The sequence below is a fragment of the Tabrizicola sp. genome, from assembly GCF_051645465.1.
GTDB lineage: Bacteria > Pseudomonadota > Alphaproteobacteria > Rhodobacterales > Rhodobacteraceae > Tabrizicola.
The window spans coordinates 1-11,316 of sequence record NZ_JBOFBI010000309.1 but is presented as its reverse complement, the minus strand read 5'-3'; the positions used below and the strand labels follow the sequence as shown (position 1 = coordinate 11,316).

Genomic DNA, 11,316 nt, shown 5'->3' with positions numbered 1-11,316 from the left:
GGCAGATCAATGATCTCCAGCCGCGCACCCTCGGCAACCGAGCCGCGCATCACAGCATCAAAACCAAAGCGCAGCGCCGATTGCTCGATGCCGGCGAAAGCGCCGATTTCCAAAGTGATCCTGCGCACGGAGGAAAAGCCGTGCTTGCGGGCCTGATCCTCGATCACACCCAGGATACTCTCGCAGATCGACACTTCGTGCATTTCGATTTCAAGACATCATGCGACGGCAAAAGGGTCATTGATCTTGATCAACTGGACAAGCGGAATGAACTGGTGAAACCGGTTCGCGTCCGACGGACAAGTGGACTGCCACCGGTCAAAGGCTCTGGGCCGCCGCGACCAGTGCCTGACCCAGGGCAAGGCTGCCGTCATTGGGTGGGGTCGAGCGATGGATCATCACCGGCACACCCTCAAGCGCACGAAGGGTCATTGCCAGCAGAACCGCGTTCTGAAAGCAACCGCCCGACAAGGCGACCGCTTTCGCGGCACCGCTTTCGACCAGTTGCCGTGCGCCGTCGGCAAAGGCCTTTGCAACGCCTGCATGAAATCGCGTGGCCATGCTGGCGGGCGGGATTTTCGCCGATCGGTCGTCGGCCCAGGCCTGGAACAGCGGGCTTGGGTCGATCAGTACGCCTGTCGTCATCGGATAGGGCTCGGCCTTGTCCGTCACACTGGCGGCCAAAGCTTCCAGTCGCATCGCGGCTTCGCCCTCATAGCTTTGTCTGCCAGGCATCAGGCCCAAGGCCGCCGCGAATGCATCGAACAATCGTCCCATCGAGGATGACATCGGGGCGTTGACACCGGCCTTCGCGACCTGTCGTAGCAGTGCCAGCGGAAGGTCGGGGTGAAGCTCGTCCATCAGACCGCCCAGACCGGCCTGATCCAGCCGAACCAAGAGGTTGCGGTAGGGTTCGATGGCGGCCTTGTCGCCACCGATCAACGGTGCAGGGGATAGGTTCGCAGCGCGGGCAAAGCTGCGGTAGTCCCCCAGCATGACCTCACCGCCCCAGAACGTGCCGTCGTTGCCCAAGCCCAGGCCGTCCAGCACGATCCCAGCCACCGGCCCGGCTTCCAACGGCCAAAGGTTGTCGGCCAGACAGGCCGCCAGATGCGCGTGGTGGTGTTGGACCTGGACCAGAGGCAGGCCACGCGCGGCGGCGAAGCGAGAGGCGCGGTAGTCGGAGTTCAGATCGCACGCGACGAGCGTCGGGTGATGATCAAAGAGCGCCGCATAGTCTGCGTCGGCGCGCTGGAATTCCGCCCAGGTCAGCGCGTCATCCAGATCGCCAAGATGGTGCGACAAGAGCGCTTGGCCGTCCTTGAGGAGGCAGATCGCCGCTTTCATCTGGCCACCGTAGGCCACGACCTCTGGCGCATCCGCAAACCCGGGTGGCAGCGGCAAGGTGCCGGGGGCCAGCCCCCGCGCCCGGCGCATTACTATCCGGCCGTGAGGTGTAATGCGTTCGACAGAATCGTCCAACCGCCGTTCGATGTCCCGATCATGCATCAGAAACGCGTCGGCGACATGCCCCAGTTTTTCAACCGCTTCCCGGTTGCCGATCACCTGCGGTTCGCCGGAGAGATTGCCGCTTGTCATCACCAGCGGCCCGCCGAACGCGGCCAGCAGAAGGTGATGCAGCGGTGTGTAGGGCAGCATCCAGCCGTGGACCGCCAGACCGGGAGCGATGCCTGGCGCAAGCGGCGTGTTCCTTGGCGACAGAAGCACGATCGGAGCGGACGCACTGGCCAGGATCGCGGCCTCCGCGCTCGAAACCCATGCGTGCTCGGCGATCATCGCTGCGGTTCCCATCAGCGCGAAGGGCTTGGAGGGGCGATGTTTCCGGGCGCGCAGACGATCTACGGTGTCCGCATTGTGCGCATCGCACGCCAGGTGAAATCCGCCCAAGCCCTTGATCGCCAGTATCTCCCCGGCCCTCAACCGCACAGCAGCCTGTGCAATGGGATCGCCCGCGATTTTGGTGCCATCCACCTCAAGCCAAAGCCTGGGTCCACAGACGGGGCAAGCGATAGGCTGCGCGTGAAACCGGCGGTCGGCCGGTTTCGTGTATTCCGCGGCACAATCCGCACACATCTCGAACGCGGCCATCGAGGTCTGATCGCGGTCATAGGGCACGCTGCGCAGGATTGAAAACCGTGGACCGCAGTGGGTGCAATTGGCGAAAGCATAGCCATAGCGGCGCTGGGTCGGATCGAAGATCTCGGCCAGACAATCGGGGCAGGTCGCTGCGTCCGGCACGACCCCGGTCTGTGCTCCACCGCCTTCGCTCGCGGCAATCACAAACCGTTGGGGCGGACTAGGAAAATGGTACGGTAGCGCTTCCACGGCGTCGATCCGCGCCAACGGTGGCACCTCGTCGCGCAATGCTGCCTCGAAGGCGTCCAGATCCGTGCCTGCGATACGGATGAGCACCCCTTCGGCGTCGTTCAGGACATCGCCTGACAGCCCCATCCGGTTGGCCAGCTGCCAGACAAACGGACGGAAGCCCACCCCCTGCACTTGTCCACGCACCCGGATCCGGCGCCCTTTGATCATTCCGCACTATGCACTGCAGCACCACGGATTGTGCCTGCCGCTTGCCCCGCTGCGATCCAGTCGCGCAAAAAGGCCACCGCGCTCGCCAGATTGTCGCGGGCGGATGGGCTAAGTCCTTCCTTGACCTCGCCGAAGTCCTCTCCGGCGATTGCCAGCATCCAGCCGGGCGGCGCGTGCCCGAATAGGAGCTTCGCAAGCGCCAAAGCTGCCACTGGCGAAACCTGATGGCTGCCCAGCGTCGCAAGCTGGGTGCCGTCGACCTTGGCAAAACGGAACGGGTCGGCGAGGCCGATCATCGCGTCGGCAAACACCACCACGTCATGCGCGGCGATCAGCGACGCATGGTCGACCGTCAGCTGATAGTCGATGTCGACGGTCACCCCCGCGATCCCCAGCGCCTCGATCTCTGCCGCAAGTGCGGGGCCTAGCCCATCGTCTCCTCGACCTGGATTGCCATAGCCGATCAGCAGAATCCGCCGCACGGGCATGTCCGTCATCCCATGCATTGCGAGGCCCTATCGAGCAACCTGGCGTCAGCGTCGTAAATCTCGACCTGCAACGGCATCTGCCCCAGTGCATGGGTCGCACAAGACAGGCAGGGGTCGTAGGCCCGGATCGCCACTTCGACGTGGTTCAGCATGCCCTCGGTGATCTTCGGCTGACCGGAAAGATGGGTGACGGCTACGTCCTTCACAGCGCGGTTCATGCCTTCGTTGTTGTGGGTCGTCGATACGATCAGGTTGCAATAGGTCACCTGATCATGCTCATCGACCTTGTAGTGGTGGATCAGGTTGCCGCGCGGGGCCTCGATCACGCCGATGCCTTCAAAGCGTCGCTCGCCCTTGGCCACGAGGTCGGTGCCCTGCAGGTCGGGGTCATGCAGAAGCTCCCGGATCTTTTCCACGCAATGCACGACCTCGATCATCCGGGCCCAGTGGTTGGCCAGCGTCGAGTGGTTCATGCCGCCCGAAAAAGCCCGCAGCGCCTGATGCGCCGCATTGGCCAAGGGTGTGTCGATGAAACTCGCGGTGTTCATCCGGGCCAGGGGGCCGACGCGATACCAGCCGTCGTCGGGGCCGAGGTCGCGGATGTAGGGAAACTTCATGTAGGACCAGCTGCGCACATCCTCGACCAGCACTTTGTGGTAATCGTTGTAGTCGAGCATGTCGAAGATCGGTGCCCCCGCGACGTTCAAGGCGCGCAAGCGACCGTGATAGAGGTCGAGCGCCCCATCCCCTTCGCGCACCAGCGCCATGTGGGAGGACGGGAAGCTGCCGAAACTGTCCACCAGTGCCCTGTGGTCCTGCACGTAGTTGCGCGCGATGGCCAAGGCGTCCTGTGCCCAGGCCAGCATCTCCTCCACCCGGGCCAAAAGCCGGTCACGGGTGGCGATGTCGAGGTTGCGGTTGATGCCGCCCGGTATGGCCCCGGTGCCGTGGATCTTCTTGCCCGCCGTCGCCTCGATGATCTCCTGCCCGAACTTGCGCATCAGGACGGCGCGCAGGCCAAGTTGCGGGTTCTCGCGGATGACCTCGAAGATGTTGCGCTTTTCAGCTGGGGCGCCGAAGCCGAAGAGAAGGTCAGGGGCCGAGAGGTGAAAGAAATGCAGCACGTGGCTTTGCATCACCTGTCCGTAATGCATCAGGCGGCGCATCTTTTCCGCCGTGGGGGGCAGCACATCGACCCCGACGATCTGGTCCATCGCCTTGGCGGCGGCCAGATGGTGGCTGACCGGGCAGATGCCGCAGAGGCGCTGCACGATGACCGGCACCTCCCACAAAAGCCGCCCGCGGATGAACCGCTCGAACCCCCGAAACTCGACGATATGAAGGCGCGCCTCATCGACCTGGTTGTTCTCGTCAAGGTGGATCGTCACTTTGCCATGCCCTTCGACGCGGGTGACGGGCGAGATTTCGATCAGTCTGGTCTCAGCCATGCCGCAGCCCCTTTCTAGTCGAACCGCAGGGTTTCGCGTTCAAACCCTTTGAACTTGCCGTCCAGAAGCGCGACAAGCGTGGAAAAGATGATATCGCCCGACGGCGCGCAGCCGGGAATCTGATAGTCGATGTCCACGATTTCCGAGCACGGATAGACCTTGTCCAGGATCAGCGGCAGCACCGGATCGTTGGGGATCAACCGCGTCGTGTTGCGCAGGTAAGGCCCTGAAATGTAGGCCTCTTCCAAGCACTCCCGCAGCGGTTCCTGGGAATGCATGATAGCGTTGCGCATCGCCGGCAGGCCGCCCATGATGGCGCACTGGCCAAGGGCGATGAGCACGTCGCAGTTCTTGCGGAAGTCGATCAGCGTATGGACGTTTTCCTCGTTGCAACAGCCGCCCTCAATGATGCCGATGTCGCAGCGCCGGGTGAACGTCTTGATGTCGGTCAGGGGCGAGCGGTCGAACTCAACCCGCTCCATAAGCGCGATCAGGCGCTCGTCTATGTCGAGGATCGCCATGTGGCAGCCAAAGCATCCAGCCAACGAAACAGTGGCGACGCGCGCCTTGCGGGGTTCGGTCATTTGCGCTTCCCCTCGATCTCGTGCCCGATCAGGCCATGGTCGAAGTGCCGCTCGCCGATGGGCTGCGAGAAACCTTCGCCCTTTCGGATGATGCAGCCGACCGGGCAGACCGCCATCGCTTCATCGGTAACGGCGGCATCGGTTTGGGCCAGATCGGCGCCATTCACCGCGACACGGCGATGGATGCCGCGCCCGACATAGCCGAACACCCCCTTGCCATCGACATCCTGCGACGCCCGGATGCAGCGCCCGCAAGAGATGCAGCGGTTGGTGTCAAGCGCGATGTCGGGATGCGAGGCATCGAGGTCCCGGCAGGGTTCCAGATAGGGAAAGCGGGTGGCATCAGTCATCTCCAACCGGTAGGCCATCGCCTGCAATTCGCAGTTCCCGCTTTTCTCGCAGATCGGGCAGAGGTGGTTGCCTTCGTGGAACAACATCTCCACCAGATCGCGGCGCACCCGGTTCCGCGCCGGCGTGTCGTTCTCGACCTCCAGCCCCGGCTCGGCGGGCTGGGTGCAGGCAGCAACGCTCCGGCCCCCCGCCTTGACCGTGCAGACCCGGCAGCCGCCCTGATGGCGCAGGCCCTCATGGTCGCAAAGCCTTGGGATGTAGATGCCCGCGGCATCGGCGGCCTCCATGATGGTCTGGCCGGGGGCGGCCGTGATCTCGACGCCATCGATACGGAACACGAAGGACTCACTCATTTGCTGAAATCCTTGTCGAAGATGTAGGACCGCCGCTTGGCGATGTCGCGCGCGCCGCTGATGGCGGACTGGATATCGAACGTGGCCTTGATGCCATCCTGCGTGGGCTTGGTCAGCGCGGAATAGACCAGCGGGAAGTTCTGCAAGGACGACAGCACCGGGTTGGGCGAGGTCATGCCCAGACCGCAGCGGCTGGTCTCGATGATCGTCGCAGAGAGGTCTTTCAGATAGGCGATGTCGTCGTCATTAGCCTGACCCTTGCGGAACTTCTCGATGGCTTTCTTCAGGAACACGTTGCCGACCCGGCAGGGCGTGCAATAGCCGCAGCTTTCGTGGACGAAGAACGACAGGTAGTAGTCAACGATTTCCAGGATGTTGCGCCGCGCCGAAAACACTATCACCGCACCCCCGGTGGCCAGATCGTCAAAGGTCAGCCGCCGGTCAAAGCTGTCGCGACCGACCATTGTCCCGCTCGGCCCGCCGACCTGCACCGCTGCCGCGTCTTCGGCCCCGGCAAGCGACAGAAGTTCGCGCAATGTGAGGCCATAGGGCAACTCGTACACGCCAGGGCGCGCGCAATCGCCCGAGACGGAGAAAAGCTTGGTTCCATGACTCTTCTCAGTCCCGATGGCGTTGAACCACGCCGCACCCCGGTCGAGGATGCGGGCGACATGGGCAAAGGTCTCGACGTTGTTGACCACCGTCGGATGCCCGAGATAGCCACGCGTTACCGGGAAGGGGGGCCTGGTCTTCGGCTCGCCCGGCAGGCCTTCGCAGGAACTGATCAGTGCGCCCTCTTCGCCGCAGATATAGGCACCAGCCCCCATCTGGATGCGAATGTCGAAATCGGCACCCAGCACACCGCGGGCGCGACGCGACGCCAGCACGGCCTCCAGATGATCGCGCAGGTAGATGTATTCGCCGCGGAGGTAGAAAAGGCCCTCGCGCGCGCCCACAGCGCGGGCGGCAATGGTCATCCCCTCGAACACCAGGTCAGCGCGTTCGGTCAGCAGGACCCGATCTTTGAACGTGCCCGGTTCGCCTTCGTCAGCATTGCAGATGACAAAGCGGCGGTCCGACGGGGCGTTGGCAGCAAAGCGCCACTTGCGCCCAGTGGTGAAACCCGCCCCGCCGCAGCCGCGCAAGCCGCTGGCTTCGACCATGTCGATGATGGCCGAAGGCTCCAGAGCAGCGGCCGCGCGCAATCCCGCGTCTTCAGGCACCGATCCCAGCAACACCTCGCCCGCATGGCGTATGTTGTTTTCAACCATGGCACGGGCCCGTTCGTAGGGCGACAGCGAGTCATGATCCGCAACCAGCACGTCCGCAGCAGAGAGTCCCTGTTTCAACCCGCGCGCGATCGCCGTGGCGCGCTCCGCAGTCAGGTTCGTCGCCACGACATCATTGATCATCGCCGCAGGGGCCTGGTCGCACAAGCCGATGCACGGAGTGAACTCCAGCGAAAACGCCTGATCTGAGGACGTCTCGCCGACCCTGATCCCAAGCTCCGCCTCGAACGCTGCCACAACTGCATCAAGACCGCAAAACCGGTCGACGATGTCGTCGCAAAGCCGGATCGTCACCCGCCCCTTGGGTGTAAGCGACAGAAACGAATAGAAACTCGCCACGCCCTCAACAGCAATTCGGGTCAAGCCGACAGCCTCGGCAATGGCGTCCATTGTCGACGGCGTGATGCAGCGGCGCGCTTCCTGCACCGCCAGAAGGATGTCCAACATCCGGTGGCGATCGTTCCCGTAGCTTGCGCAGATCGCCACTAATTCGGTGTCTCGCGGCGGTTCAACCTTTGTCTCGGTGGTCATGGCTGAGCGATCCTAAAGGTGAGTCCACGGCGCGTCGGTCGACAAAACACCCACCGTTGCCGCGGCCCATTCGGTTGTCCTGCGGTGGCTCCTGGTTGCGGCATCATTTTGCCTCGTAGTGGGTCAGGCGCATGTGGCCATAGGTGAATGGTCCCTCGGGCAGGTGCCAGATGGCGTCGCCTTCGCTGGCCACACGCCAGCCGCCGAAATCGCGGTACGTACCCAATGGCGTCGTCCAGCGCAGGATACGCAGGGAGCCGTCCTTTTGCAGCATCCCCCGATCCTCAGAGATGAAGTCGACAAGCTCCCCTTCTGCGTTGAAGACCAGCTCTGCCGAGACCGTATTCTGCCCCAGGGCAAAGGTCACCCGAGCACGCGTGTCGTCGATCGCGGTCCACGTGAGGCGCTCGTCGACCAGGCGTGAAGGTGCGTAGAAACAAAGGTCATTCAGAATTGTGACCGTCTCCGTCCGGGTAAGCTCCGGCCCACCAAGATCGACGACGTTGACCAGACCCGCCAGGCGGACCCGCATGGTCGCATGATCGCTGTCAAAGTCGTGCAGCACGGCTACCGGAAGCCCCTTCATCCGGGTCGTCATCAGGAAAAGCCGCCGGGGAAGATCGAAGCGCTCGTATTGCACCACTGGCCCGGTCATCCCCGGCGCGCCGGGCGCATCGAACATCGTGGCCTCGAACTCCATCGTGATCTCGGTGACCACCGGCCGCCCGATCGAGCCAGTGAGCGCAATGTAGCGGCGGACCGGTGGCGGCAGGTCGGCGATGTCGGCCTCGGTCAGAAGCCTCGCGTCTTCGCGCGGGACGGCCATCGCCTCGGCCCGGCGGGTTTCGAAAGCCCTTGGCAGGCTGGTCGTCCACATCAGCAGACCAAGCCCCAAGGCCAAAACGGAGGCGGCGACCAAAGCCCAGATCATGAACGTCTTCCTCATTGGCTTTCCAAAGAAACAGGGGCGGATCCCGCGCCCCGGACAAAGCCCGAGATGCGCTCGGCCACCTCATCATCATGCCCAAGCCAGATATGTCCGCCGGTCGGGTAGATGGTGATCTCTGCGTCGGGGATGCGTTTGGCCAGCAGCCGCGCCGTCGCGGCGGTGCCGAAGAGATCGTCCTCGCACGAAAGGACCAGTGCCGGAACGGAGATCCGCTCATAGGCGGTGGTCGACGGCGTCCCGGCCCAGAAACCATCCGTCCGCAGCCCGTTGACCTTGCGGCTGATCGGGAACAGCTGGTCGAGGATTGTCGTCGCGCGTTGGCGTTCGGCCTTCGGCACCTGGTCGAGAAGGGCAGGATCGGTTGCGAGCAAGGTCCGGATCATCTGGCCGGGCATCAGACGCGACAGCGACCAGAACCAGAAGTCCGACCCGAGGACTGCATTGACCGCAAGGCGTTGCAGCGCCGTGAACTCAACCGGATCGCGGTTCGTCAGGTTGGCGGCAGGGACCAGCAACGCGAGATGCGAACATCTGTCGGGATGCCGAAGCGCGAACTCCGCCGCCGTCAGCGCACCCGCCGACCCTCCCACGACGGCCAGACGTTCGATACCGAGATGGTCCAGAAGGTCGACCAGCGTGTCGGCCTGATGGGCGGGCGACGCGCCGTCGGGGAACGCGCTGCCGAGATAGCCGAACCGGGACGGTGCGACGATCCGGAAACCGCGCCGGCGCAGGCCCGCGGCGAACAGCAGACCCTGATCGAAACCACCCCCGGTTCCGTGGATCATCATCAAAGGCGGGCCGTCCCCAACGACTGCGTATTCAAGCTGCCCCGCGCGCGTGTCCATCACGGAGCCCTGGCCAAAGAGCCGGCTGTCGGCCAGCCTTCGCGCCTCACGGAAAGAGCCGGCGGCATAACCGCTCCCGGCAAGCGCCAGACCACCAAGACCCAGAAGCATGCTGCGCCGCGTTGTCATTCAGGTCACCTCACGGAAGCCTTGGAGGCCAAGCGGCTGCCCATTCGCCGATCCGCTCCAGTCGCCGACAGGCAACTTCGCGACCCCTGTGACTTCTCCCAGAAACCAACGCCGGTCAGGCAACTAAATGGCCAGCATCTCGCACCCGATGGAGGGTCTCGCATCATGCCAGCACCTCGCTGACAGGCCGACGAAGCGACATCGGTAGTGCTGGCGCGCGGCCAAACCGGACAACGAGATCGGGGCGGGCATCGGGCATCCCCAGCCAGCGTGCGAACTCAGGCCGGACCGTCGCAACCTCGACGGGCTGGTTCAGGTGGGCGTTCCGGATGCCAAGCGCGGTCGCCCGCAATGCAAAGCGCTGAAAACTGCGCCCGACCTTGATCCAATGCTCCGGGTCGGGCCGGTCACCCGCAAAGACCGCGATCCCTGCCGATGACCGGATCTGGTCCCGGTATTTGTCGTTCTCTGACTCTTTGGTGAAGAACAGCCGGAACATCTGCCCCCCGATCCAGTCCGGCAGGACCGGATTGCCCGAGCAGGCCGAGAAAAGCCCGTCACCGGTGGTCAGGGCGCGGGCCGGACTGAAGCGCAGCCAGTCACGCAGCTCCTGAACGAAGGCTGGATCGTCCATCTGCGTGCTGTTGCCCTGGATCACGAAATCCAGGATCGCATCGCGCGCCTCGGCTGCGGTGAAGAACAGAACGGACACGCCGTCGTCCCGCGCGGCCGCCTCAAGCAGCGCCATATCGGCGCCGGAGATCGGCTGCCCGTCATACACCGAACGCGTCGACTGGCGCAGCGGGATTGCCTGATAGAGCTCACTCTGCACGGGTTCGGCGGCCGAAAGCGCGATGTCGATCTGCGGTTCAGCTGTCGGCTCCAGCACCGCCTCGGCCGCTTGGCCTTGCGCTGCAGCCGCGATGATCAGGTTCTCCGCCGCGCAGCCGAGGCTGACATAGAGGTGATGATCGTCCGGGTCGACGACAGCTGTACGACGCGAGAAATCCGGCAGGATGGTGACCCGCTGGTCAGCCAGGCTGAACGTCCAGGGTTGCGTGTTGTGGCCGTTGGCCGCAAGTGTCGCCATGCGGACCAGATCCCTAAGCCCGGCGTCAGACGAAAGGAGCTGCCGCTGCCGCTCCACTTCTTCCCGGTAGCTGTCCATGCGCGGCCAGACACCGAACCCGATCGCCCCCAGGGCCGCGACCGAAAGGCCAAATCCGATAGTTGTTCTGCGAGAGATGACCGCCATTAAGCGAACCCCCAAGTCGATGCTTGATCAGAGTTTGCATTCAGACACGCGATCCCACATTGAGTTGGATCAACTCGAAGCCGATGCCTCGTACGATCGGCCAAGAACGGCCTGCGCCTCGCACATCGGGTGTTCCTTGCGACATGTCTGGTAGATCCCTTCGGCGTCACGGCTCTCCGCGTCCCCTTCAACTGCGCATGCGTCAGGACAAACCTGAAACCTTCAGTTAGGCGCTGGGGCAGTAGTGCCGCATGCCATTGACGTCAAAGATGCCGAAGCTGCCCGACAAGAGTTTCTGCGGCAACGCGAATATCGGCTTGTGGTTTGTGCCCTGAAATCGGCGAGCGGCCCCTAACGGGATGTTGCAGCGCAGCGACCGGTCACCGTCGAATGACCTGTGTGGATGGCTCCTGCAATGCAAGAGGTTTTTGGCGATGCTGCGACGGTCGTCAGTACAGTCGTGTGTCCGGCCTATTTGTGCGGCGGCGTAGCCACCCCTGGCCCTGATGAGTTCCGCGAGCAAGGTTCCAAATCG

General features: G+C 63.6%; 11 protein-coding genes. All 11 read right to left on the bottom strand.

The window, feature by feature from the left end; translation table 11 throughout:
- Nucleotides 1-203 (bottom strand): hydrogenase maturation nickel metallochaperone HypA/HybF (locus tag ACRCSW_RS19920; protein WP_438707394.1); only part of this gene is annotated, 203 nt, incomplete at its 3' end.
- 115 nt (nt 204-318) lie between these two features.
- A complete protein-coding gene (gene hypF, locus ACRCSW_RS19915) occupies nt 319-2,556 on the bottom strand; it encodes a carbamoyltransferase HypF (RefSeq protein WP_438707393.1) in 2,238 nt (745 codons plus the stop codon).
- Nucleotides 2,553-3,038: a hydrogenase maturation protease gene (locus ACRCSW_RS19910; RefSeq protein ID WP_438707392.1), complete on the bottom strand. Its 486-nt coding sequence runs from the start codon at nt 3,036-3,038 to the stop codon at nt 2,553-2,555. The genes hypF and ACRCSW_RS19910 overlap by 4 nt, the downstream gene beginning before the upstream one ends.
- Before the next feature lie 11 nt (nt 3,039-3,049).
- Nucleotides 3,050-4,492 carry a Ni/Fe hydrogenase subunit alpha gene (locus ACRCSW_RS19905; RefSeq protein WP_438707391.1) on the bottom strand — a complete coding sequence of 481 codons (1,443 nt, stop codon included), beginning with the start codon at nt 4,490-4,492 and terminating at the stop codon, nt 3,050-3,052.
- A 14-nt stretch (nt 4,493-4,506) separates the two neighbouring features.
- The gene (locus ACRCSW_RS19900) at nt 4,507-5,076 is read right to left on the bottom strand and encodes an NADP oxidoreductase (protein ID WP_438707390.1); all 570 of its coding nucleotides are present in this window, start codon (nt 5,074-5,076) and stop codon (nt 4,507-4,509) included.
- Nucleotides 5,073-5,780 (bottom strand): 2Fe-2S iron-sulfur cluster-binding protein, encoded by a 708-nt coding sequence (locus tag ACRCSW_RS19895; protein WP_438707389.1) that lies wholly within the window; start codon nt 5,778-5,780, stop codon nt 5,073-5,075. Before ACRCSW_RS19895 ends, ACRCSW_RS19900 begins: the two co-directional genes overlap by 4 nt.
- Complete coding sequence (locus tag ACRCSW_RS19890; protein WP_438707388.1) at nt 5,777-7,600, bottom strand: NAD(P)H-dependent oxidoreductase subunit E; 1,824 nt, start codon at nt 7,598-7,600, stop codon at nt 5,777-5,779. Before ACRCSW_RS19890 ends, ACRCSW_RS19895 begins: the two co-directional genes overlap by 4 nt.
- Nucleotides 7,601-7,703: 103 nt before the next feature.
- Nucleotides 7,704-8,546 (bottom strand): DUF6544 family protein, encoded by an 843-nt coding sequence (locus ACRCSW_RS19885; RefSeq protein ID WP_438707387.1) that lies wholly within the window; start codon nt 8,544-8,546, stop codon nt 7,704-7,706.
- The gene (locus ACRCSW_RS19880) at nt 8,543-9,526 is read right to left on the bottom strand and encodes an alpha/beta fold hydrolase (RefSeq protein ID WP_438707386.1); all 984 of its coding nucleotides are present in this window, start codon (nt 9,524-9,526) and stop codon (nt 8,543-8,545) included. The genes ACRCSW_RS19885 and ACRCSW_RS19880 overlap by 4 nt, the downstream gene beginning before the upstream one ends.
- 163 nt (nt 9,527-9,689) lie before the next feature.
- Nucleotides 9,690-10,781, bottom strand: a complete 1,092-nt coding sequence (locus tag ACRCSW_RS19875) for an Acg family FMN-binding oxidoreductase (protein ID WP_438707385.1) — start codon at nt 10,779-10,781, stop codon at nt 9,690-9,692.
- Nucleotides 10,782-11,007: 226 nt separating this feature from the next.
- Nucleotides 11,008-11,316 (bottom strand): hypothetical protein (locus tag ACRCSW_RS19870; RefSeq protein ID WP_438707384.1); only part of this gene is annotated, 309 nt, incomplete at its 5' end.

Coding starts and splice junctions, on each gene's coding strand:
- ACRCSW_RS19880 (WP_438707386.1), bottom strand. CDS start 9,526: ATGACAACGCGGCGCAGCATGCTTCTGGGTCTTGGTGGTCTGGCGCTT.
- ACRCSW_RS19895 (WP_438707389.1), bottom strand. CDS start 5,780: ATGAGTGAGTCCTTCGTGTTCCGTATCGATGGCGTCGAGATCACGGCC.
- ACRCSW_RS19900 (WP_438707390.1), bottom strand. CDS start 5,076: ATGACCGAACCCCGCAAGGCGCGCGTCGCCACTGTTTCGTTGGCTGGA.
- ACRCSW_RS19885 (WP_438707387.1), bottom strand. CDS start 8,546: ATGAGGAAGACGTTCATGATCTGGGCTTTGGTCGCCGCCTCCGTTTTG.
- ACRCSW_RS19890 (WP_438707388.1), bottom strand. CDS start 7,600: ATGACCACCGAGACAAAGGTTGAACCGCCGCGAGACACCGAATTAGTG.
- ACRCSW_RS19875 (WP_438707385.1), bottom strand. CDS start 10,781: ATGGCGGTCATCTCTCGCAGAACAACTATCGGATTTGGCCTTTCGGTC.
- ACRCSW_RS19905 (WP_438707391.1), bottom strand. CDS start 4,492: ATGGCTGAGACCAGACTGATCGAAATCTCGCCCGTCACCCGCGTCGAA.
- hypF (WP_438707393.1), bottom strand. CDS start 2,556: ATGATCAAAGGGCGCCGGATCCGGGTGCGTGGACAAGTGCAGGGGGTG.